The sequence below is a fragment of the Pseudoalteromonas sp. MMG024 genome (genome assembly GCF_021654175.1).
Classification (GTDB): domain Bacteria; phylum Pseudomonadota; class Gammaproteobacteria; order Enterobacterales; family Alteromonadaceae; genus Pseudoalteromonas.
In genome coordinates this window covers 53073-77939 of record NZ_JAKFZO010000014.1, presented here as the reverse complement: position 1 = coordinate 77939, position 24867 = coordinate 53073, and the positions used below count along the sequence as shown (strand labels likewise).

The 24867-nt window shown below is 40.4% G+C and carries 21 protein-coding genes and 3 tRNA genes; 19 read left to right on the top strand and 5 right to left on the bottom strand.

Going from position 1 to position 24867, the window contains the following annotated elements:
* Positions 1–44 precede the first annotated feature (44 nt).
* From L1068_RS14450 to L1068_RS14435, 4 genes are all read left to right on the top strand, one after another.
* Complete coding sequence (locus L1068_RS14450) at positions 45–422, top strand: hypothetical protein (protein WP_010560000.1); 378 nt, start codon at positions 45–47, stop codon at positions 420–422.
* A 57-nt stretch (positions 423–479) separates the two neighbouring features.
* Positions 480–570 (top strand) — tRNA-Ser (locus tag L1068_RS14445).
* Positions 571–622: 52 nt separating this feature from the next.
* Complete coding sequence (locus L1068_RS14440) at positions 623–997, top strand: hypothetical protein (RefSeq protein WP_237130824.1); 375 nt, start codon at positions 623–625, stop codon at positions 995–997.
* Positions 998–1066: 69 nt separating this feature from the next.
* Positions 1067–1684: an FKBP-type peptidyl-prolyl cis-trans isomerase gene (locus tag L1068_RS14435; protein WP_010560002.1), complete on the top strand. Its 618-nt coding sequence runs from the start codon at positions 1067–1069 to the stop codon at positions 1682–1684.
* 70 nt (positions 1685–1754) lie between these two features.
* Here the strand turns inward: L1068_RS14435 and tusE are convergent, their stop codons facing one another.
* The 5 genes from tusE to L1068_RS14410 are packed head-to-tail and all read right to left on the bottom strand — an operon-like array spanning position 1755 to position 3779.
* Positions 1755–2087 carry a sulfurtransferase TusE gene (gene tusE, locus L1068_RS14430; protein WP_100913447.1) on the bottom strand — a complete coding sequence of 111 codons (333 nt, stop codon included), beginning with the start codon at positions 2085–2087 and terminating at the stop codon, positions 1755–1757.
* 5 nt (positions 2088–2092) lie between these two features.
* Positions 2093–2350, bottom strand: coding sequence for a DsrH/TusB family sulfur metabolism protein (locus tag L1068_RS14425; protein WP_237130823.1), 258 nt, complete (start codon positions 2348–2350; stop codon positions 2093–2095).
* Positions 2350–2706 carry a sulfurtransferase complex subunit TusC gene (gene tusC, locus L1068_RS14420; protein ID WP_237130822.1) on the bottom strand — a complete coding sequence of 119 codons (357 nt, stop codon included), beginning with the start codon at positions 2704–2706 and terminating at the stop codon, positions 2350–2352. The genes L1068_RS14425 and tusC overlap by 1 nt, the downstream gene beginning before the upstream one ends.
* On the bottom strand, positions 2703–3056 hold the full coding sequence (locus tag L1068_RS14415) for a DsrE family protein (protein WP_237130821.1): 354 nt from the start codon (positions 3054–3056) through the stop codon (positions 2703–2705). Before L1068_RS14415 ends, tusC begins: the two co-directional genes overlap by 4 nt.
* A gap of 57 nt (positions 3057–3113) precedes the next feature.
* Positions 3114–3779: a Bax inhibitor-1/YccA family protein gene (locus L1068_RS14410; protein WP_237130820.1), complete on the bottom strand. Its 666-nt coding sequence runs from the start codon at positions 3777–3779 to the stop codon at positions 3114–3116.
* Positions 3780–4023: 244 nt separating this feature from the next.
* Between L1068_RS14410 and L1068_RS14405 the strand changes: the two genes are divergently transcribed.
* The 15 genes from L1068_RS14405 (at position 4024) to L1068_RS14335 (ending at position 24866) form a co-directional block, all read left to right on the top strand.
* Positions 4024–4114 (top strand) — tRNA-Ser (locus L1068_RS14405).
* A gap of 14 nt (positions 4115–4128) precedes the next feature.
* Positions 4129–4219 (top strand) — tRNA-Ser (locus tag L1068_RS14400).
* Between the two features lie 87 nt (positions 4220–4306).
* A complete protein-coding gene (locus tag L1068_RS14395; protein WP_237130819.1) occupies positions 4307–4684 on the top strand; it encodes a hypothetical protein in 378 nt (125 codons plus the stop codon).
* A gap of 141 nt (positions 4685–4825) precedes the next feature.
* Positions 4826–5281: a GAF domain-containing protein gene (locus tag L1068_RS14390; protein ID WP_010560009.1), complete on the top strand. Its 456-nt coding sequence runs from the start codon at positions 4826–4828 to the stop codon at positions 5279–5281.
* Position 5282: 1 nt separating this feature from the next.
* Positions 5283–5573: a hypothetical protein gene (locus L1068_RS14385; RefSeq protein WP_010560010.1), complete on the top strand. Its 291-nt coding sequence runs from the start codon at positions 5283–5285 to the stop codon at positions 5571–5573.
* A gap of 17 nt (positions 5574–5590) precedes the next feature.
* Complete coding sequence (gene proQ, locus L1068_RS14380) at positions 5591–6241, top strand: RNA chaperone ProQ (RefSeq protein ID WP_010560011.1); 651 nt, start codon at positions 5591–5593, stop codon at positions 6239–6241.
* An 11-nt stretch (positions 6242–6252) separates the two neighbouring features.
* Positions 6253–8277, top strand: coding sequence for a carboxy terminal-processing peptidase (prc, locus tag L1068_RS14375; RefSeq protein ID WP_237130818.1), 2025 nt, complete (start codon positions 6253–6255; stop codon positions 8275–8277).
* Positions 8278–8414: 137 nt separating this feature from the next.
* Positions 8415–9875 (top strand): Na+/H+ antiporter NhaC, encoded by a 1461-nt coding sequence (gene nhaC, locus L1068_RS14370; protein ID WP_237130817.1) that lies wholly within the window; start codon positions 8415–8417, stop codon positions 9873–9875.
* An 18-nt stretch (positions 9876–9893) separates the two neighbouring features.
* Positions 9894–12497, top strand: a complete 2604-nt coding sequence (pepN, locus tag L1068_RS14365) for an aminopeptidase N (protein ID WP_237130816.1) — start codon at positions 9894–9896, stop codon at positions 12495–12497.
* Positions 12487–12714 carry a DUF2835 domain-containing protein gene (locus tag L1068_RS14360; protein WP_100913439.1) on the top strand — a complete coding sequence of 76 codons (228 nt, stop codon included), beginning with the start codon at positions 12487–12489 and terminating at the stop codon, positions 12712–12714. The genes pepN and L1068_RS14360 overlap by 11 nt, the downstream gene beginning before the upstream one ends.
* 277 nt (positions 12715–12991) lie before the next feature.
* Positions 12992–15085, top strand: coding sequence for a DUF1302 domain-containing protein (locus tag L1068_RS14355; protein ID WP_237130815.1), 2094 nt, complete (start codon positions 12992–12994; stop codon positions 15083–15085).
* A gap of 10 nt (positions 15086–15095) precedes the next feature.
* Positions 15096–16463, top strand: a complete 1368-nt coding sequence (locus L1068_RS14350; RefSeq protein ID WP_237130814.1) for a DUF1329 domain-containing protein — start codon at positions 15096–15098, stop codon at positions 16461–16463.
* A gap of 47 nt (positions 16464–16510) precedes the next feature.
* A complete protein-coding gene (locus L1068_RS14345) occupies positions 16511–17497 on the top strand; it encodes a YCF48-related protein (RefSeq protein ID WP_237130813.1) in 987 nt (328 codons plus the stop codon).
* 2 nt (positions 17498–17499) lie between these two features.
* A complete protein-coding gene (locus L1068_RS14340) occupies positions 17500–19824 on the top strand; it encodes an MMPL family transporter (RefSeq protein WP_237130812.1) in 2325 nt (774 codons plus the stop codon).
* A gap of 203 nt (positions 19825–20027) precedes the next feature.
* Positions 20028–24866 (top strand): NAD-glutamate dehydrogenase, encoded by a 4839-nt coding sequence (locus L1068_RS14335; protein ID WP_237130811.1) that lies wholly within the window; start codon positions 20028–20030, stop codon positions 24864–24866.
* Position 24867 lies beyond the last annotated feature (1 nt).

Here is a 24867-nt window from a genome sequence, read left to right as displayed (position 1 = left end):
ATTAACAACCAATTTAATCCATCAAAATAATAAAAGGCGCAGTTATGAATAACTTGTTTTTGCGCGAAAAAGAAAGTTGGTCAATATGGCTTATGTGGGGAGTCGTTTCAGCGATTGCTGTGTATATAACAGCAACGCAAACAAATGATTTTAGTCATATTGTCTTTATTAAGCTTGGCGTTTTTTCGCTACTGACTTGGTATATGACGTATTTGAAACGGTTTTCGTTTTGGCGTGCGATGAAAATTTCGCTTGTGGTGTTTTCGATTGCAATAACACCGGTATTATTTTTTAATTTTGAAGCGGTTAGCTTATTAAAAAATGCAGATATTGCGATAAAAGTGGGGCTTTTATCACTGGTAACGGTTATTTTTAGCTTAGTTTGTTCGTTAATTGCGCGTCAGCCAAAAGAATATTACTAAATATTAAATTTTTACTTTACAACGTGATACGAACTCATTAATATGCGCCCCAACAACGGAGAGATGGCTGAGTGGTTGAAAGCACCGGTCTTGAAAACCGGCATAGGTTAATAGCCTATCTAGGGTTCAAATCCCTATCTCTCCGCCACCTCATTCCCAAAACCGCCTTTAGGCGGTTTTTTTCGTTTTGGAGTTTGATTATGAATAATAAAGCGAAGTCGATTTTTCTGGTGTTAGTATTTTCGGTTATTTATGCAGTAGTGCTGCAACAAGGCATTTTATTGCTTACCGATTACTTGCAAGTTGGGGCGGACGCACTGGTTAGCAAGTGGCAAACAGCATTGGGCTTATTTGTATTTAACTTGCTTGTCGCACAAACTACACGTAAGTACTTTAAAACGCATCAGCGTTTACTTTTCTCTTTAACTGTTGGATTTTCATCGGCACTTTTACCGACATTATTTGCTTATCAATTGGCGCTGATTTGGCATTTGTTACTGACGAATGTCGTGATTTCAATTTTGGCATTGTTAGCACAAAGTAAGTTAGAGTTGTTACACAGTAAAAGTCAGTAATTGCGGTAACAAGTGGGTGTTATCTATGTTAGACTGGCATTTTTATAACTTAAATAAAGTATAGAGATTATGTCAGATAAATTTAATTCAAATGCTGAAAAAGCAAGCTACGGTATCGGTCTACAAATGGGTGAGCAACTTAAGTCAAACCCATTTGAAGGTTTAAACTTAAACTCAGTATTTGAAGGCATGAAAGATGCTTACACTGGTGCTGACTTCCAAGTTGAGATCCCAGCTATTCAAGCAGCGTTTGAAGAAATTAATGCTGAAATCACAAAGCGTCGTGAAGAAGAAGCAAAAGTACTTGCAGCTGAAGGCGAATCTTTCCTTGCTGAAAACGCTAAGCGTGCTGAAGTAACGGTAACTGCATCAGGTCTACAGTATGAAGTACTAACTACAGGTGAAGGCGATAAGCCAACAGCTGAGTCAACGGTACGTACTCATTACCACGGTACACTAATCAATGGTGATGTATTCGATAGCAGCTACGACCGCGGCCAGCCAGCTGAGTTCCCAGTAGGCGGTGTTATCAAAGGTTGGACTGAAGCATTACAAATGATGCCAGTTGGTTCAAAATGGCGTTTATACGTACCACACGACCTAGCTTATGGCGAGCGTGGTGCAGGTGCATCAATCGCACCTTTCTCAACACTTATCTTCGATGTTGAGTTATTAGATATCCTATAAGCATTTGCTTATTACTAAAAAAGCCAGCGTAAATGCTGGCTTTTTTATTTGTGTAAATTAACCGACCAGGTTAAATGCAGCGCGCTGGTTTTGGTAGCCCTGCAATTTTTGTAGCTTGTTTCGCCGGTCCCTTAGGGAACAATTTATATAAATACTTACTGTTTCCTTTGTCTTCACCAAGTTTTTTTGCCATGGCTTTTACTAACATACGTATTGCTGGACTGGTATTGAATTCAAGATAAAAATCTCGCACAAAATGCACAACTTCCCAATGATTATCACTGAGCGAGATGTTTTCCTGCTCAGCAATGATAGGAGCGAGTGCTTCGCTCCACTGGGTAAAATCCTTCAGATAACCTTCTTTATCAGTATCGATAGTTTTATCGTTTATGCAATAGCTCATGTAAATTACCATGTAATATGTTGTTCGCTGTCAACAATGAGCTCAACCCACTGCTGATCAGAAATTGTGATGATCTTTTCGTTTGAGATGGCGCGTGCCTTCATATCGATATCAAGTGCGTATAGGGTGTTTTGACAAAATGCATCAATATAGCAATTAACGCTGTAGCAGGCGTCGGATAACAGTAAGAGCTTATCGTCGGGGGCAATAATAAGTTGATGCTGTTGATAATGCGATAAGGGCTTATTAAATATATGCAGCATTATATTGTTACCACCTGATGCTGTTGTTGAAGTAATGCCTGTTTTTCTGAGGTATCGAGCGTAATGATGTCGTATGCAAACTGTGCAATATCTAAGCCGCGTTGCTTCATTGAGTGTTCGCACACATAAATGTGCTCAATATCGTAAAGGCTCAAGGTGCCAAAGGCTTTCAAGTAATTTTTAATCTCGAGTGATTCAATTGATTGGCCTTGAAGTAGGGCATAAAGTGCATCGCCTTGTAAAAGCAAACTAACTTGCTGATCAATTGCGGCAAAAATTAGCGCCATATCAAGACTTTCTTTGAGACTACCGTCATTAAAAGGAGAAGCATTACACACAATTAGGTAGTTTTTCATTTAATCTGCACCCATTTATCAGCTTTGCTAGCATCCATCGCAAATTCGGCAAGACCTGCAACTTCAAAGGGGTCACAGCGTGTAATATCGAGCCCACGTTTTTCGGCTGCAGTAACGCAAAGTGTCAGTTTAATACCTAAATCGGCCAGCGATTGCCAAATATCAGTTACTTGTAACTCATCTGACGGCAATGAAAAATGCTTACTGGCGTGAAACACCGCATCTTGATAGAGAAAAACCCCAGATACAGTGTGTCCAAGCGCGAGTGCACTTTTAGTGAAACGTAGCAAATGTTGCAAACTGTCGTGTGCGGTAACACTTGCATGATAACTAATAATAATATTGGCCAAAATCTACCTATAAAAAAGCCCCGAAGAACGGGGCTTATTTTATTAAACTTTTAGCGTTTAGTCATTATTTGCAACCAGTAGATGCAGGATAGACGTAAATAAGTTGTATACGTTTAGGTATAGGCTAACAGTTGCACGGATGTAATTTGTTTCACCGCCGTTAATAATACGGCTCGTGTGAAACAAAATTAAACCAGACATAATAAACACGATGGCAGCGTTCATCGCCATAAATACGATTGAACTACCTACGAATAGGTTTACTAGGCTGACTAGTACAACAACAATTAAACCTACGAATAAAAAACCACCTAGGAAAGAGAAGTCTTTCTTAGTTGTCATTGCATAGGCTGATAACCCGAAAAATACCAGTGCTGTAGAACCCAGTGCTTGCATGATAAGCATCGGGCCGTTTGGCATTGCTGCATAGTAATTTAACATTGGACCGAGTGCCGCACCCATAAGACCTGTAAAAACAAATACCCATGGTAAGCCAGATGCACTGTCTGCTTTCTTATTAACTACAAATAAGGTGATCAGACCGCCGATACTAAATACAAGACCCATTAAGTAAGGTAATTGCATTGCCATTGAAATGCCTGCTGTAACAGCACTAAATAACAATGTCATACCTAAAAGCATATAGGTGTTGCGTAGTACTTTATTTGTTTCAAGTACCGACTGCGCCGATTTTGGCGAAGAGTACGTGTGATTAAAGCTCATAAATAACTCCTTAAATTGAAACGCATTCCTGTTAGGTTTCAGAACTGCGAACAGCATATCAATTAACATGTTAGGTAGCAATTCTATTCCTTTATTAGAACGGTGAAGTAGGGCGTTTAGTTCAATTTAATTTTAAAATTTGATTGCATAATGTTCGGGTTGCATGTTTATTGCGCGGTTGACAAATAAATTGAAAAAAAAGCTTCACAAGTGAAATAGAATCCCCTAATATTCGCCCCGCTGCGGAGAGATGGCTGAGTGGTTGAAAGCACCGGTCTTGAAAACCGGCATAGGTTAATAGCCTATCTAGGGTTCAAATCCCTATCTCTCCGCCACTTTCTTTTTATGCGGAGAGATGGCTGAGTGGTTGAAAGCACCGGTCTTGAAAACCGGCATAGGTTAATAGCCTATCTAGGGTTCAAATCCCTATCTCTCCGCCACTTACTCCTATCTATATACTTAAGTCTACTGTTAATTATTTATCTATTTGTCATGCTTATCGTGTGTTTAACGCATTTGGCGCGATTATGGATAAAAAAATTGTACTTAAGGGTGTTGCCTACTCGTTGTTTTCCCCCTTTCTGATTGGTTGTTTAATCGGTATTTATTATGTTGCAGTATTAGATGGCGCGACAACTAAACTATTTTTGTCGATTGTATTAAGTGCGGTTTCAAATGCACATATAGTAGGGTTAACAATGGCGATATGTGTTGTACCTGTTTACATGTATTTGCAAAAGCGAAATAAATCAAATAACACTGCAATGATAATTGCAGCGATATTTGGTGGTGCGTTATTTAGTTTTATGTTTAATGTCGCGTCAGGGCAAGTATTTGTTGTAAATACGTTAATGGCAACTCTCGCAGCAAGCATATTTATTTTTACATTAAAACAGCAAAAATAAATTTCAGAGTCGAATAATTAGTAAACAATTAAGTGAATATTTAGCGATATTCACTTTTTTTAGCTTAAAAAGGTTTCATTTGTTGTTATGAAAGAGTACCTTTAAGCTTTGTGAATATTGAATTGTTAACTTTTCTACGTAATGAATAAAGAAAGCTTATATCAAAGTCTGAACAACCAAGTAGTTGCTTTGATTGAAGACGAAACCAACCTGATTGCGAACCTTGCAAATGTAAGTGCTTTGTTAAATCTTTCACTTGAAGATATTAACTGGGTGGGGTTTTATTTACTGGAAAACGACACATTAGTTTTGGGACCGTTTCAAGGTAATCCAGCGTGTGTTCGTATCCCTGTTGGTAAAGGTGTATGTGGTACAGCATTTGCCGAAAAACAAACACAGCGCATTGACAATGTTCACGACTTTGAAGGGCACATTGCATGTGATGCCGCATCAAATTCAGAAATCGTTATTCCACTTATTAAAGACGGCAATTATATTGGCGTGCTTGATATTGATAGCCCAAGTCTAAGTCGTTTTGATAGTGATGATCAAACTGGCCTAGAGCGAATTATGGCGTCATTGGCAGAGCATCTTTAATATGAAGGACTGGCTTAGCGTACAAGATTATTTGTTTGGTATAGATCAGGTAGGTGATTGGGAAGGGCAAGAAGAAACCGTTGCGGAAAACTTGAATGAACTGATTCATGTTGCATGGCAACAACTGCCTGACGAAACAGACGCAGATACGATTGACAAAATTATTGAAGGTATTTGGCAACATTTACGCGGTGATACTGCAATTTTGGAAGCTGAACACGAAGAATTAATCGATTGGGTGTTGCATTACGTGACAAACCAATTGGAAAACAACTTAGACGAAGAGATTTAAAACTTAAGGTTAAACACATGGACTCTACTAACAAGCTAAAAGACATCAAAGAGGTATTAAATTACCTTTTCACAGAGTTTCCAGCCTGCTTCAAAGAGAAAGACGGCATCAAGCCGTTGAAGGTTGGTATCTTTAAAGATATTGCTGAGCGCATCGAAAACGATGAGCGCGTAAGCAAAACACAGGTTCGCCAAGCGCTTCGCAAATATACGTCTAACTGGCGTTATTTGGAATCTGTTACAAAACACGAGTTCCGTATTGACCTTGATGGTAACGATGCAGAAAAAGTTGAGCAAGAACACGTTGAGCATGCAAATAAAGCACTAGAAGAAAGCCGTGCTAAACTTGCTAAACGTAAGAAACCTGCACCGCGTAACGCTGGTGAAAAGAAATCTTACAAAAAGAAAGGCAATTTTGCTGATAAAAATGCTGCAAAAGGAACTAAATTTAGTTCTAGCAACACTAATAAAGACAAACCTGCGCGTCGTTCTAATAAAGTAGAAGCGCTACCTTCAGGTGATATTAAAGTGGATGCTGAGGTAAAAGTTAAACTTGGCCAAGCTTTAGTAAAAGGTACTATCACCGAAGTGAACAAGGAAGACATTCATGTAGTGCTTGTAACAGGCATGCAGGTGAAAACGAAAGCAGAGAGTCTATTTATCGTATAAGGAGACAGTGTATGAGTGAGAAGTTTAGGCTTATTCCACTGGCGGCAGCGCTATTTTCAGCAAATTTATTTGCTTCTGCCGATAATATTAGCATCGAAAACTTACCTGAGTTAAAACAGGAAATTCAGCATATTGCTGCAACCAAGCGAATAACCAATTTATTTACTCGCTCGCACTACAAACTTATTCGATTAGACGATGAATTATCGAGCCAAATCTACGACCGATTTATTGAGTCGATTGATAGTAACAAAAGCTTGTTCATGCAATCAGATTTGGCTAAATTCGAGCATTTCAAGTATGAAATTGATAATGCATTAATTAAAGGCGATATGTCTTTTGCGTTTGAAATTTTTAATTTGAATATGCGTCGTCGTTTTGAACGCTTTGAATATTCACTTTCTTTACTTGATAAAGAAATGAAATTTGACGTTGAAGACAATTACTTTTTTGATCGTGAAGATGCAAAAATTCCAACTACGATGGCGGATTTGCATGAAATCTGGCGTCAACGCGTCAAGTACGACGCGCTTCGCTTAAAACTTACAGGCAAAGAATGGCCTGAAATCCAAGAAATTCTGAAAAAACGTTACCGCTACACGCTAAAACGTATTTCACAAACTAATAGCGAAGATGCTTACCAAATTGCAATGAACTCATTTGCAAGAAGCATCGAAGCACACACTTCTTATCTATCGCCGCGCCGCGCTGAACAATTTAAGCAAGATATGCAGCTTGAACTAGAAGGTATTGGCGCAGTGTTAGGTGTTGATGAAGATTACACTGTGATTCGCTCACTTGTTCCAGGTGGCCCAGCATCTAAAACCGAAAAACTAAAATCTGATGATCGCATTATCGCTGTTGCACAAGGTCAAGAAAGCTTTGTCGATGTAATCGGATGGCGCTTAGATGATGTAGTTGATCTAATCAAAGGGCCGAAGGGCACCAAAGTAAGGTTACAGTATCTAAAAGGTTCTGATTCGCACGGTACGCCGCATGAAGTGGAAATTATCCGTGATAAGATTCGCCTTGAAGATAAAGCGGCTAAATCAAGTGTATTTGAACCAGTTTACTCAGAACTTGATACTAAAATCGGTGTCATTGAGATCCCTGGTTTTTATAACAACTTGTCTAAAGACGTTAAAAAAGAGCTCGCTAAATTACAAGAGCAGAACGTTGACGGTATTGTTATCGACCTACGTGGTAATGGCGGTGGTTCGTTATATGAGGCGACACAATTATCTGGTTTGTTTTTCGATAAAGGCCCAGTTGTTCAAATACACAACATTAACGGCAAAGTTGAAAAACAAAAAGATCGCGACGGCGTTACCTATTACGACGGCCCGTTAACCGTATTAGTTGACCGTTACAGCGCATCAGCGTCGGAAATTTTTGCTGCGGCAATGCAAGACTATGGTCGCGCAGTTATTATTGGTGAGCAAACCTTTGGTAAAGGTACAGTGCAACAGCACCGTAGCTTAACAAAAGCATTTGATTTATTTGAAAACCCGCTTGGTAGCGTGCAGTACACAATTGCTAAGTTCTACCGTATTAATGGTGGCAGTACGCAGCATAAAGGGGTGATCCCAGATATCACATACCCATCGCCAATTGACCCCGCTGAGTGGGGTGAAAGCCAAGAAGACAACGCATTACCTTGGGATCACATTCGTAAAGCGAATTATTCAAAGCTTGACGATTTAACGCCAGCGATTACGTTTTTGACTGATAAACATAAAGAGCGTATTGCAGGCGAGCCTGAGTTTATCTATCTCAATGATGACATTGCCTTGTATCAAAAAGAGAAAGACCGTGCATCAGTGACGCTTGTTAAGGCGAAACGCGAGAAACAACGTGAAGAAGACAAGCAAAAATCACTGGCTCGAGCGAATGAAAGGTTAAAACGTCTGGGGCTTGATGCAATTGCATCACTAGACGATGCACCAGACGTACTTGATGAAATCGACCCGGGACTTGAAGAAGCGGTTCATATAACATCAGATTTTATTAAGTATGGCCGTTACGCAAAACATTAATTTATAACTAATGTAGTAAGCGCCGATTTTCATAAAGTCGGCGCTTTTTTATGTAAAACTAAAAATAATAAAACTCAACGCTTCGTGCTTATTCAGAAGTCAGTTGATAAATAATGACAACAATTTGAGGTATCTTTGTGAAGCAAGTAAAACAAGCGACCTTTTTAGACGCGTTAATCCCAATTAGCGTTTTAGTGCTACTGCTTGGCACATCCGTTTATCTATACAGCGACGATTCGTCGTATGGCCCAAACCAAATAGCGTTACTATTTTCAGCCGCTATAGCAGTGATCATTGGTCTTAAAAATGGTTTTAAATGGGCCGAATTAGAAGAGGCGATGATCAAAGGCATCACCATTTCTCTTGGTGCGGTATTAATCCTACTTATGGTAGGGGCATTAATAGGTACTTGGTTATTGTCGGGCACGGTGCCATCGCTAATTTATTTTGGCTTGCAGCTGATAAACCCGCATTGGTTTTATGCGGCAAGCTGTATATTGTGCGCTATTGTTGCCTTGAGTATTGGTAGCTCATGGACGACAGCCGCAACAATCGGTGTTGCATTACTCGGCGTATCAACGGGTCTCGGCCTTGATCAAGTTGTCACTGCGGGCGCGGTTATTTCGGGTGCTTACTTTGGTGATAAATTAAGCCCATTGTCTGAAACGACAAACCTAGCCCCGGCTGTTGCTGGCAGTAATCTATTTGACCATATCCATCATATGCTTTGGACGACAGTGCCGAGCTTTGTTATTGCGCTGATTATTTTCTTAGTAATGGGTTTTAATGCTGAAGGCGTACCAAATGAAGGACGCATAGAAGAGATTTCTAACATTCTACTGCAAAATTTCAATATTGGTATTGAGATGTTAGTGCCTTTAGTTGTGTTACTGACATTAGCAATTAAAAAAATGCCCGCATTCCCGGCGGTTGCCATTGGTGCGCTATTTGGCGCGGTTTGGGCTATTATCTTTCAACAAGACTTAATTGCTGGGCAGATTGAGTCGGGCGTATCTCACTTTGTTGGTACGTTTAAATTGGTATGGGCCGCGCTATTTGATGGGTTTAGCATTACAACTGGTGATGCGAAAATGGATAGCTTATTAAGCGGTGGCGGTATGTCGGGTATGCTCAATACGACTTGGTTAATTATTTGTGCGTTAATGTTTGGCGCGGTAATGGAAAAAGTGGGCCTACTAAAAGTCTTCGTTTCTAGCATTTTAAAAATTGCAAAAAGTACCGGCTCATTAATTGCGTCGACAGTTGCTACCTGTATCGGCACTAACCTAATTGCGGCAGACCAATATATGGCAATTGTAATGCCTGGGCGCATGTATAAAGAAGAGTATGAAAAACGAGGACTAGCCAACGTTAACTTGTCACGAACATTAGAAGATGGCGGTACTATCACAAGCCCTCTTATCCCATGGAATACCTGTGGTGCGTATATGCAAAGCGTACTACTTATTAACCCGCTTGATTATGCAATGTATGCATTCTTTAATTTAATTAATCCATTATTGGCAATTATTTACGCCTACTTAGGCATTAAAGTGTTAAAAATTACGCCAAAGCATTTACAGACAAACGATGAATAATTTTGTGGAGCAAACGTTATGACAACACAAGAAAAATCAATTAACCAAGCTAAGTTCAGAACTGATTATAAAGCACCGGATTACACGGTTTCATCACTGTATTTAGAATTTGACTTAAAAGCGACGCAAACCCGTGTATTGCAAAAAGCGCAGTATCAGCGTGTCGGCGCGAATAACGAGTTATGGCTAGATGGCGTCAATCAAACATTATTGTGCATTAACGTAAATGGCTTACCGTTTAGCGATTATGAAATGTCTGAGGTAGGTTTGACGCTGAAAAACTTGCCAGCAGAGTTTGAACTACATATTGAAACTGAAATTGACCCACAAAACAATACGTCACTTGAAGGGTTATATTTATCCGATGGCGCTTACTGTACACAGTGTGAAGCTGAAGGGTTTCGTAAGATCACTTATTTTCAAGACCGCCCCGACGTATTAACCAAATACACAGTTAAGGTCATTGCAGATAAGGCGTTTACTCATTTATTGTCAAATGGTAACAAAATTGAGTCTGGCGAATTGGCTGATGGGCGTCACTTTAGCACTTGGCAAGACCCTTACAACAAACCGAGCTATTTGTTTGCATTAGTGGCAGGTGATTTTGATGTCTTACATGATAACTTCAAAACGCGCTCTGGCCGTGATGTAAAACTCGAGCTATTTGTTGATAAAGGTAATCTTGATAAAGCAGATCACGCAATGGCTTCGTTAAAGCGTGCAATGAAATGGGATGAAGAGCGTTTTAACCTTGAATACGATCTTGATATATACATGATTGTTGCGGTTGATTTCTTCAATATGGGCGCAATGGAAAACAAAGGGTTAAATGTATTTAACTCAAAATGTGTATTAGCAAACCAAGCTACCGCGACCGATCGAGATTATCACACCATTGAAAGCATTGTGGGTCATGAATATTTTCACAATTGGACAGGTAACCGAGTAACGTGTCAGGATTGGTTCCAATTATCGTTAAAAGAAGGTTTAACGGTATTTCGCGACCAAGAATTTAGCTCAGACATTGGCTCACGTGCATTAAATAGAATTGATGCAGTAAAAGTGATGCGTGGACCGCAGTTTAGTGAAGATGCAGGTCCGATGGCGCATCCGATCCGCCCTGAAAAAGTTATTGAAATGAATAACTTTTATACCGTTACTGTATATGACAAGGGGTCAGAAGTGATCCGTATGATGCATACCATTTTGGGGGAAGCAAATTTCCAAAAAGGCATGCAATTGTATATTGAACGCCATGACGGTACAGCGGCGACATGCGATGATTTTGTAAAAAGTATGCAAGACGCATCTAACATTGATCTCTCGCTTTTCTCAAAATGGTATAGTCAGTCAGGCACGCCAGAGCTTGCGGTAGAGCGAGAATTTAATGATGCTGACAAAACACTAACGCTGACGGTGTCGCAGTTAACACCAGCCACGCAAGATCAAAGCGATAAATCGCCATTGCATATTCCAATTGCACTAGAACTTATTTCACCTGAAGGTAAATCACAACCCTTAGTTATTGATGGCAATAAGGTTGAACGCGTTATTAACCTAACAGATGCACGTCAGCAATTTGTATTCGAAAATATTGCAAAAGACACTGCGGTCGTCTTTTTAGAAGATTTCTCAGCGCCGTGCAAAGTGAAATTTGAACAATCTCTTGCTGAACTTATCACGATTGTTAAATATGCGCGCAGCGATTTTTCAAAGTGGGATGCGATGCAGCGTATAATGGTTGACGCGCTAAAAGCAGGCATCGATAACGGCACGCAACTTAATGAAGAAATAGTGGCGTTGTTTCGCTATTTACTTACCTCAAACGTTAAGGACCTCGCGTTATTAAGTGAGCTTTTAACACTGCCGAGTTTTGATACGGTTGCCAGTGATTATCATCCAATTCCTGTAGATGCCATTACTGATCAGTTGCATACAGTAAAATCATTTTTAGCGAGCGCGTTGTTAAGCGATATCGCAGCGCGTTATCAAACACTTAGCGAAAACGGTGAGTTAGATGCAACGAGTATTGCAACGCGTGCATTAAAAGGTCGCTTACTAGATTATCTTGCAGCGGCAGATTGGCAGGATGTAGATAGAGAGCTTGAGACGCAGTTTACCAGCGATAACATGACAAACAGCTTAAATGCGCTGTCAGCAGCATGTGAAAATAAACGAACCAGCCACGAAGGCTTACTCGAGCGCTTCAAAGATAAATGGCGTCACGATGTATTAGTATTAGATAAATGGCTTGCACTGAAAGGTCGATTAAAAGGTGACAATACAACAAATGTGATCCGCGCCATGTTTGAAAGTGGTGAAGTTGATATTACTAACCCAAATCGCGTACGTTCATTGCTAATGAGTTATTGCATGTTTAACCCGCAATCATTCCATGCGCTAAATGGTGAAGGGTATCGTTTGCTGACGGATTTACTGATTAAACTCGATAAAATTAATCCACAAAACGCAGCACGTTTAATTACGCCGCTATTAAGCTTTAAGCGTCATACCGATGAACGTCAATTGCACGTTAAAGCGCAATTACAGCGTCTTGCTGATTTACCAGACCTAAGCCCTGATTTATTTGAAAAGGTGAGTAACGCGTTAAATGGAGCGTAAAACCTACTACTTTTCAATTAATTTAAACTATCAAGAGTGTATGGCCTACTATAAAGGCCACTACACCAGCATTCAGGTACTAAGTGATTGTGGTAAAACAATTCGCTTCGCTGCAGAAAAATTACGACCTTTTATGTCATCAATTGGCATAAAAGGGCGTTTTCGCATCCATTTAACCACCGAAAATAAATTTATTTCCATAGAAAAAATCAATTAAAATCAAGTGGTTGCGTTTTGTTTTGTTGGTGTGGTTTGAACTTTTTCAAGTTCTTTTCATTAAGCACTTTTCATTTCGATTGTTTAACTGGTAAGATGTCTTACCTATGTGATTAGAAAGTAGAATATCAAATAACAAGAGCGAATATGTAATCGAATTAATTGATTACGCTATATCTCATGTTTTACTTGTAATTTTATGAATTGCTTTCTATCGTTACAAGCATACTAAAAACAATAACTTGATAACAAAACAGCCCGCCATAGGGGGAATATATATGATAAAAAGTCCTCTTTTTGTCAAAAATAAACTGGCTTTAGGTGTTACAGCTGCGTGTATGGCACTTGCTAGCCAAAGTGCTTCAGCTGCATCATTTGAAGTTGGTGGTTTTGAAGTACAATTTGACTCTACTTTTTCTTACGGTACTAGCTACCGTTTAGAAGACCGTGATTTCGATACTCACATTGGTAAATCTAATCACCCTCGCTTTGATTGGACAGGATATCATCCTGCACTTAACCCAATCTACACATCAGATCAAATCTGGGCTGAGCCAGGTATTTACTCAAATAATGGTGACGCCGGTAACCTTAACTTTGATAGCGGTGAAGCATTTTCACAGTTATTAAAAGGCACCCATGAATTAGAAATACGTAAAGACAACTTTGGTTTCTTTACACGTTTTATGTATTTCTATGATTTTGCTCTTAACGATAAAGACTTAGCATACAAAAACCCGACATCAGGACAGGGCGTTGACCCATGTGCAAATAAAGAGTCGGAAGAGCTTGTGTGTAAAGATCTTCGTTTACTTGATGCATTTGTGTATGCAGATTTTGATTTGAATGATGGCTACAACCCATTGTCAGTTCGTTTAGGTCAGCAAGTAATTAACTGGGGTGAAAGTGCCTTAATTTCACATGGTATTAATATTAACCCAGTCGACGTGGATCGTTTAAAAGCGCCAGGTGCTGAAGTTAAAGAAGCCTTTATTCCTGTAGGTATGCTTTGGGCATCACTCGGTATTACAGAAAATGTTTCTGCTGAAATGTTTTATCAATACCAGTGGCACGAAACACGCCTTCCTGTCGCTGGAACCTATTTTTCTACTAATGACTTTGCGGCGGTAAACGGTAATGCTAACAACGTTCAGCTTGGTTTTACATCAAACCCAGATATCGATTTAGCTTATTTAACTAACTCACTAAACAGTATGTATGGACAGTGGGGACAAGTTGTTGCCGCACAAGGTATGGATCCATCAAGCGCTGAAGCGCAATCGCTACTTGCTAGTATGTATTTAGCGCACCCAACTAAAGTTGCGATTAAAGCCAATGGCGACAAAGCACTTAAAAAACCAAAAGATTCAGGCCAGTATGGTTTGAAATTAGGTTGGTTTGTACCTGAGCTTAATGAAACTGAGTTTGGGTTTTATTACGTAAACTACCATGAGCGCAGACCGTTAATTTCAGGTAAGGCGTCAGATTTTACTGCTGCTGGAATTGGGCACGACTTAGCGTATATCGCTACAAACACCATTACTGCAGACAACATCACTAATTTAAAAGGCTTTACTGAAGCACAACTTGAATATCCAGAAGATATTCAAATGTATGCACTTAGCTGGAATACAGCCATTGGTGAAACAGCGTTTGCTGGTGAATTCACTTATAGAAAAGACGAGCCATTACAAATTGATGACGTTGAATTGCTATATGCCGGTATGGCCGAGCAGCTGGCAAACCCTGGTGTGCCAGATAAGGTACGTCAGGACATGTTTGCAGGTATCTCACAAGTAGAAACGGTGTCACCAAGTGAAGTTGCACAAGGTTATATTCTACGTGATTCTGCGCAGCTTCAATTTAGTTTTTCACACTTATTTGGCCCATCTTTAGGTGCTGATAGTTGGGCGGTATTAGGTGAAGTAGGTGGTGTACACGTTCTTGATATGCCTGAGTATGATGAACTTCGTTTAAATGCACCAGGCACCGGTCGTAGTGGTATTATGCAAGGTCCAGCTGATGATTACACGGCGCTTCACTTGCTATTATCTAACGGTCCTGAAACGGAGCAGTTTGCATCAGCAACATCATGGGGTTATCGCCTAGTTGCTAAAGGTGAATACAACAACCTATTTGCAGGTGTGAACTTCTCACCTCGTGTTGTATTCTCACATGATGTGAATGGTACAACACCGGATCCAATGTTCTTATTTGTTGAAGATCGTATGTCTACTTCTGTTACCCTTAATTTTAACTATCAAAACCAGTGGTCATTTGACTTTGGTTACAATAGTTTCTGGGGTGGCGGTAAAGCCAATGGCTTAGCAGACCGCGATTATGTTTCATTTAATATTAAGTATTCTATTTAAGGGTAACAATATGATTAAAAAACCTACCCTAGTGGCTCTAGCATTGTGTAGCGTATTTAGCGCTTCACAAGCTTTAGCTAAAATTTCACCAGAACAAGCTGCCCGCTTAGGTCAAGATTTAACACCACTCGGTGCTGAAAAAGCGGGTAATGCGGATGGCTCAATTCCATCATGGGAAGGTGGTATTACAAAAGCACCTGACAACTATAAAGTAGGTGATCACCACCCAGATCCATTTGCTGACGATAAAGTATTATTCACTATCGATAAGTCGAACGTTGAACAGTACAAAGAGATGCTTTCTCCTGGTCAGGTAGCGATGTTTGAAGCTTATCCAGATAGCTTCAAAATGAATATTTACCAAACACGTCGTAGTGCGTCATACCCACAGTTCATCTATGATGCAACGAAAAAGTATGCAACAACAGCAGAGCTTGTTGAAGAAGGTAATGGTATTAAGAATACTGCAATCGGTATTCCTTTCCCGATTCCTGAAACAGGTTTGGAAGCAATTTGGAACCATATTTTACGTTACCGTGGTCTTTCGATTAAGCGCTACGGTGGTCAAGCGGCTCCAACGGCAAGCGGCTCATACAACATTGTTGGCTTTGATGAAAAACTACTGGTTAAGTATTCAGAGCAAGATGCGACTCCTGAGTCACTGCAAAAGTCGAATATCCTGTTTAAGTTTAAACAAAAAGTAACGGAACCTGCGCGTTTAGCAGGTACAGCACTACTTGTTCACGAAACAATGGACCAAGTATTAACACCACGCCAGGCATGGACTTATAACACGGGTCAACGTCGTGTTCGTCGTGCACCAAACGTTGCATATGATGCACCGGGAACAGCGTCGGATAGTTTACGTACAACTGATGACTTCGATATGTTTAACGGTTCACCAAACCGTTACGACTGGAAGTTATTAGGCAAAAAAGAAATGTACATTCCATATAACAGTTACAAGCTACATAGCAATGAGCTGAAATATGATGACATTTTGAAGCCAGGTCATATCAACCCAGAACACGTACGTTATGAAAAACACCGAGTTTGGGTGGTCGAAGCGAATCTTAAGGATGGTACGCGTCATATTTATAAGAAGCGTGTATTCTTTATTGACGAAGATAGCTGGCAAATTCATGTTGCAGATCTTTATGATAACCGCGACCAGTTATACCGTGTAGCAATGGCTCATGGTGTGAACTACTACGAAGTACCAACTCATTGGAGTACTTTGGATGTTTATCACGATCTTAACTCACGTCGTTACTTAGCAATTGGCTTAGATAACGAAGAGAAGATGTATGACTTCCAAGAAATGTTCAAAGACACCGAGTTTACTTCAAACGCATTACGTCGCTCTGGTCGACGCTAAATAATAATACGGCCCGCGAGGGCCGTTTTTCTCACAACGCTACCTATATGAAAAAATATCTATTTTTAATCGGCTCTCTATTGACGACTAGCGCAATTGCGCAAGTAACACCACAGGCGGCAATTCCAGCTAAACTTGCGGCTAAAAACCTCTTAACCGATATTACCCGTGTCGGCAGCCAAACTTTGGCAGTTGGTAAGTGGGGAAACATTGTTTATAGCAATGACAACCAAGAGTGGCTACAAGCAAACTCTCCAGTCCAAAGCTTGCTAACGGGAGTTTATTTTATAAATGCAAATGTTGGTTGGGCGGTAGGCCACGACGCAACGATTTTGCATACTACAGACGGCGGAAAAAATTGGACAATTCAGCAGTTTTTACCTGAATTAGATAAGCCGTTACTTGATATTCTGTTTTTTGATGCCAACCATGGATTAGCAATTGGCGCGTATGGCTTAAGTTATCGCACAACTGATGGTGGTAAAACATGGCAAAAAGAATTTTATGATTCGCTGTTGTATGAAGAAGACCGTACGTATTTGAATGACTTAAAAGAATCCGATCCAGAAGGGTACAAAATAGAGACCCAAGCGATTCTACCGCATTTCAATAAAATATTTTTAGATGGCGAAACACTTTGGCTAGTGGGTGAGCTAGGTTTAATGGCAACCAGTAGCGATATGGGCAAAACATGGCAACGTCTAGATGAAATCTATGCAGGTTCATTTTTCTCATTCAATAAATTAGACAATCAATACCTAGTCGGTGGCTTACGCGGTACTGCGTTTTCTAGTACTGATGGTGTTGAGTGGACACAATTAGAAACTGACACCACAGCATCAATAAATAATATTGAAATTGTCGGTAATAAAGCGGTGCTTTTGGCAAATAGTGGTGTGTGGTTTACCTACAGTGATAACCAGTTAGTTAAATTTGTTACAAAAGACGGCAAATCACTTTTGGCGGGTGCGAAGAATAGTAATGAATTAATCGTCGCATCAGAAGCGGGAATACATAAACTTAGCGTGCAGTAATTATGAATTCATTATTAACAAAAATAGAAACAAGTCTTTTTAGACACCGCTTAGCAGTATTGCTTATCTTTATTGCGGCCACTGTATTTTTAGGTTTCCAAGCTACTCAAATTAAACTCGATGCGTCGTTTAATAAGAATATTCCGTTAAACCACGAGTACATGAAAACCTACCTTAAGCACGAAAAGCAATTCGGTGGTGCTAACGGTATTTTAATTTCAGTGTGTGATACGCGTGGTGACATTTTTAATGAAGAGTTTTTTACCCAGCTTAAAAATGTGCACGATCAGTTATTCTTTATTCCTGGTGTTAATCGACCGCTTGTAAGTTCGATATTTGCACCGAGCGCGCGCTTTGTTGAAGTAGTTGAAGACGGCTTTGCCGGTGGACCAATTATTCCAGCCGATTTCAAAGCTGATGCACGCGGCCTTGCAACCGTTAAATCAAACATTGAAAAAGCAAAAGTTGTTGGCCGTATGGTAGCGAACGATTATTCGTGCGCTATGGTAACGGCTCAGTTAATGGAAACCGATCCAAAGACGCAAGAAAAACTCGATACCTTAGTATTTGCTGAAAAGCTCGAATCGGAGATTCGCAACAAATTTACTACCGATAACGTGTCTATTCATATTATTGGTTTTGCTAAAATGGCAGGTGATGTTGCCGATGGCGCTAAAGATGTTGTGTTGTTTTTCTTAATTGCGATTTTGATTACCACGGTGATGGTATGGCTTTTCTGTAAGAGTATGAAGCTAACCGTGTTACCAATTGTGTGCTCACTTATCGCCGTAATTTGGCAACTTGGCTTATTAAATTTAGTTGGCTTTGGTCTTGATCCAATGTCAATTTTAGTACCATTTTTGGTATTTGCTATCGGTGTAAGTCATGGCGTGCAGATGATCAATAGTATTGGTCAGAAAGTGGCGAAGGGCTTGTCTAACAAGGTTGCAGCGCAATCTAGTTTTGCTGCATTGCTTGTACCTGGTGGTATTGCATTATTGTCTGACACCGTTGGTTTTATCACATTATTATCAATCGACATTGGTATTATTCGTGAGCTTGCGATTACGGCGAGCCTTGGTGTAGCGGTAATTATCTTTACCAACCTAGTGTTACTACCAGTGATCGCATCTTACCTTGACTACACCAAAATGAAGCGTGTTGATGATGGTAATGGTGAGACGCATGATGCATTTGCGGGTATTCGTGAAATGCTTGTTAAAGCCACTGAGCCAAAAGCGAGCAAGGCGATTTTATTTATTGCTGCTGCTCTTTTTGTATTTGGGTTTATTAAATCAAACGAAATGCAAATCGGTGACTTACATGCGGGTGCGCCGTCGCTTCATGAAGATGCCCGTTATAACCAAGATACTTTCCTTATCACCGATAAATATTCAATCTCGGTTGATATTTTAAAAGTAATTGTAGAGGCTGAGCCTGAAGCGTGTACTTTCCACGACACAATGGAGCGAATCGATCGTTTCCAGTGGAAGTTACAAAACGTTGACGGTGTGCAATCTGCTGTATCTCTTAGCAGTATCGCACAGCAGGTTAACGCTGGTTACAACGAAGGTAACTTAAAATGGCAAACTCTGCCGCGCAATACAGCGTCACTTGTACAAGCGTCTAGCCGCGTAGAAACAAGCTCAGGTTTATTAAACAGCGATTGCTCTGTGATGCCAATTGTTGCCTTTATTGAAGACCATAAAGCGAAAACGATTAATCACGTTGTCGATGCGGTTAAGCAATTTGCCGAAGAAGAGGGCACAGACACACTTAAATTTAAGTTAGCGTCGGGTCCTGTTGGTGTTATGGCTGCGACAAACGAGTCAGTAAGCGAAGCGCAATTGCCGATGATGATTTACGTTTACGGTGCGGTAATTTTACTTTGCTTAATCAGTTTCCGTTCGTTACGTGCCACCATTGCTGTAGTGTTACCGCTTTATGTGGTATCAACACTTGCACAAGCGCTGATGGTGTCGTTAGAAATTGGTTTAACAGTAAGTACATTACCGGTAATTGCACTTGGTGTTGGTATTGGTGTTGACTATGGTATTTACATTCTGTCATCAATGAGTGGGTTATTGCGCCAAGGTATACCATTAACAGAAGCATATCGCCGTGCGTTGATTGAGCGTGGTAGTGCGGTACTGTTTACCGGTATTACCTTAGCTGTTGGTGTAAGCACTTGGGTATTTTCTGCACTTAAGTTCCAAATGGACATGGGAATTCTGCTAACCTTTATGTTTTTGGTCAACATGTTAGGTGCTGTACTCCTCCTACCAGCGCTAGGTACACTACTGTGGCGCAAAAAAACTTCTGAATAAATGTGTACTGAAATGGCCAGAAATGGCCATTTCTATCTATATTTTGTGAATAGTAAGCCAACTGGTTGAAATATGTACTGGTTTGCTACAAAAAATGCTATTTATATCTATGCTAAAAGAGTTAGAATTCACCTGACTCCATTGCAGTTTGTTAGACTGCAAATAGTTACCGTTCACAGGTAGGTATAGATAAGGAACACATAATGACTCAACAAGAAGGCCAAACCTCAGTTTTACTTGAAAACGTATCGTCTTTGATCCGTAGTAAGGTAAAAGCCACAAATGTGTCGCTTGTCGAAAAGTTTGCTAAAACACTCTACAGTAATATGTCGACTGAAGACTTAGCAAGCCGTAATGACAGTGACTTATATGGCGCAGCGCTTAGCTTATGGAATAGCTTGGAAAAACACACTGATGATACAGCGCTTATCCGTGTATTTAATCCAGAACTCGCTAATAATGGTTGGCAATCCTCTCACACAATCGTAGAAATAATCGCAAAAGACATGCCGTTTTTAGTGGACTCTGTTCGCATGGCTTTGGCACGTGAAAACATTGTTTCACACTTATTACTTCACTCTCCGTTAAAAATTAAGCGCGACAAAGATGGTTTAATCTCTGCATTGTCTGGTATGAAGACAGAGCAAGAGTCTGACTCAAACAAAACCGTGTTCTTTATTGAAATCGACCGTCAGTCTGATAAGTCGGTTATTGCATCTATTAAAAAAGAGTTAGAGTCAGTGTTGGCAGATGTGTCGGTAGCCGTTGAAGACTGGTTAGCGATTAAAGACAAACTTGTGTCTATCAGCAAAGCGCTGCCAAAACGTAAAGGCATTAAAAATAAAACTGAAGTTAAAGAAACAGTTGAGTTCTTAGATTGGTTAGCAAAAGATAACTTCACCCTAATGGGTTATCGCCAATACGACTTATCACCGATCAAAGGTGACTATCAGTTAACAGGTGTGGCTGATACAAGCTTAGGTATGATGAAGTTATCAGATGAGACTAAATCTCGTCGCCTTTCTGATTTACCAGAAGTTGCACGTAAAGAAGCACACAGTGATAACTTGCTTATCCTTACCAAAACAAACTCACTTTCACGCGTTCATCGTCCAGCTTATATTGATTACATCGGCATTAAACGTTTCGATGACGAAGGCAATGTAATTGGTGAAGATCGCTTTATTGGTTTGTTCTCTTCAAGCTTCTATAACAACAGTGCAGCAGACGTACCGGTACTAAAAAGTAAGATCAAGCGCGTACTTGATATGACAGACTTTGCGCCGGGCACGCATGCATACAAAGCGGTACTTAATATTTTAGAAACGTACCCACGTGATGAGTTATTACAAGCACGCGAAAAAGAATTATTAGAAGTTGCTCTTGGCGTTCACCATATGCAAGAACGTGATATGTCACGTGTATTTGTGCGCCAAGATACTTATGGTCGTTTCTTCTCGTGCATGGTTTATGTACCAAGAGAGCGCTATAACACGGCATTACGTCGTGAAACGCAAAACATTCTTGCGAATGCGTTTGGCTCAAACGAAAAAGTTGAGTTTACCACCTTCTTCTCAGAATCAATGCTAGCACGTACGCATTATACGGTACGTGGTTGCGACCAAAATGTTGAATATACAGTGAAACAAATCGAAAGAAATCTAATTGAAGCGGCCCGTACATGGGAAGATAAACTTCACAGTGCATTATTAGAGCGTGCAGGCGAATCGCGCGGCAATGAACTTGCACGTAAGTATTCTAAAGCCTTTGCTAGTGCATACCGTGAACAAGTACTGCCAAGTGCTGCTGTTGTTGATATTGAAAAGCTAGAAAGCTTGTCAGACGAAAACAAGCTTGCAATGCTGTTTTACCGTCCACAAGAAAGTGCCAATACAAATCAGGTACGTTTAAGTCTATATCACAAAAACGAACCAATTCACTTATCAGATGTAATGCCAATTATTGAGAACTTTGGTCTTCGTGTTATTGGTGAAACACCGTATTCAGTGAAGACCGAAGATGGTCAAGTAAACTGGATTATGGATTTCAGCATGCTAATGAGCAACGATGACCTTGATGATTTCTCGAAGGTGTCGGAGCGCTTCCAACTTGCATTGCTTAATGTATGGAACAACAAGCTTGAAGATGATGGTTTCAATAAACTCGTTCTTGCGGCAAGTTTAAAAGGACGCGAAGCGTCGATCATTCGTGCCTACGCAAAATACATGCGTCAAATTGGTGTGACGTTCTCACAAAGCTACATCGAAAGCACGTTTGAGAACTACCCACATATTGCACAGTTACTTGTAAAACTATTTGATAAGAAGTTCTCACCTAAGTCTAAGTTTACTGAAAAAGGCTATGAGAAAATCGTTAACGATATTATTGCTGAGCTTGATAACGTTGCGAACTTAGACGATGACCGAATTATTCGACTTTACGTTGATATGATTGGTGCAACACTGCGTACTAACTTCTATCAAAAAGATAAAGACGGTATCAACAAGTCTTACATTTCTTTTAAGGTTCAACCAAGCCTAATTCCTGAAATGCCATTACCACTTCCTGCGTTTGAAATTTTTGTTTACTCGCCGCGTGTTGAAGGTGTTCACTTACGTGGTGGCAAGGTTGCTCGTGGTGGTTTACGTTGGTCAGACCGCCGTGAAGATTTCCGTACAGAAGTACTAGGTCTTGTTAAAGCGCAGCAAGTGAAAAACACCGTAATTGTACCTGTAGGTTCAAAAGGTGGCTTTGTTTGTAAACAGCTGCCAACTGATCGCGAAGCTTTCTTTAAAGAAGGTCAAGAGTGTTACAAACTATTCATCCGTGGTCTATTAGATATCACAGATAACATTCACCACGGTGAAATTGTACCGCCAGTGGATGTTGTACGTCATGACGAAGACGACCCATACCTAGTAGTTGCAGCCGATAAAGGCACCGCGACTTTCTCAGATATTGCAAATGGCATTTCTGAAGAATACGGTTTCTGGTTAGGTGATGCATTCGCATCAGGTGGTTCAATTGGTTACGACCACAAAGCCATGGGTATTACTGCTAAAGGTGCGTGGGAATCAGTTAAACGTCACTTCCGTGAAATCGGCATTGATTGTCAGACGACTGACTTTACCTGTGTTGCCATCGGTGACATGGCAGGTGACGTATTCGGTAACGGTATGCTGTTATCTAAGCATATTCGTCTGCAAGCTGCATTTAATCACATGCATATCTTCATCGACCCTAATCCAGATGCAGCGTCTTCATACCTAGAACGCCAGCGTATGTTTGAACTACCACGTTCATCGTGGGAAGACTACAACAAAGACTTAATTTCTCAAGGCGGTGGTATTTTCTCACGTAGTGCGAAATCAATTACACTGACTCCTGAAATTAAGAAAATGCTAGGTACTAAGAAAGCAACAATGACACCAAATGAGTTGTTACGTGCAATCTTAATGATGCAGGTAGACCTAATTTGGAACGGTGGTATTGGTACTTACATTAAGGCGAAATCTGAAACGCATGCTGATGTTGGCGACCGTGCAAACGACGCGCTACGTGTTAATGGTGAAGAGCTTAACGCGAAGATCTTCGGTGAAGGCGGTAACTTAGGTGCAACGCAATTAGGTCGTATCGAATTCACTGCTAACGGTGGTCGCATGAACACAGACTTCATCGATAACGTGGGTGGTGTTGCGTGTTCAGATAACGAAGTAAATATTAAGATTTTACTAAATGGTCTGGTTTCTGAAGGTGATTTAACTAAGAAACAGCGTGACGAGTTACTTTATTCAATGACGGATGAAGTATCAGAGATGGTATTAAAAGATTGTTACCGTCAAACGCACACAATTTCTGTAACACAGTTAAAAGGCCCACAAACGCTAAAAGAGCAAATTCGCTTTATTCATGCGCTTGAAAAAGATGGCAAGCTTAACCGTGATATCGAATTCTTACCATCAGATGAAGAGTTAGCAGAACGTCAAGCTGCAGGTAAAGGTTTAACTCGTCCAGAACTTTCTGTACTTGTTTCATACGCTAAAATGGTGCTTAAAGAGCAGCTTGTAATCGAAGAAATCACTGATAATCCGTATTACAGAAGCTTGTTAGTTGATGCATTCCCAGCACCGCTGCGCGAACGTTTCAACAATGCGATGGATAACCACCCACTGCGTGGTGAAATCATTGCAACTAAACTAGCGAACCAAATCGTTAATGATATGGGTCTGAACTTTATCGTTCGTATGAGTGAAGAGACAGGTGCGCCAGTAAGTGAAATTGTACTTTGTTACTCAATGGCTAAAGCAGTATTTGAACTGGGTAATGCATGGCAAGATATCTCTGCACTTGATAACCAGATCCCGTCAATTGTACAAACAGAAATGTTGTATCAATTACGCCGTACTGTTCGTCGTGCGACACGTTGGTTCTTACGTCACCGCAACAAAGCACTCAACATTGAACAAACAATCGAGTTCTTTGCACCAGCGTTTAATGACTTAAGTGAAAACATCACGTCGTATATGGTTAATGAAGAAGCTGAAAAACTGAATACAGAAATTAACTTATTGGCTAAAGAAGGTGTACCAAGTGCACTTGCTAAGCGCATTGCACAACTTTCAAGCTTGTTCTCAGTGATGGACTTAGCGCAAGTAGCAGATGCATCAAGTAAACCAATCTCACAAGTTTCTGAAACTTACTTCAAGCTTGGTGCGGGCATGGGTCTACACTGGTTCTTAGATCAAATTACCAAGCAACCGGTTGCCAACCACTGGCAAGCACTTGCACGTGCATCGTACCGTGAAGAGCTTGATTGGCAGCAGCGTTCTCTTTCACAAGTTGTGCTTAATAACTGTGAAACAGCAGGTTGTGATGTTGATACCATCATTGAAAGCTGGATGAACGAGCACCAAGTACTGCTTGAGCGTTGGCAGCATATGTTGGCTGAGTTTAAAACGTCGCAAACGCACGACTTTGCAAAATTCTCGGTGGCATTACGCGAATTAATGCTACTAAGCCACAATTGCGATACTGCGCAATAAC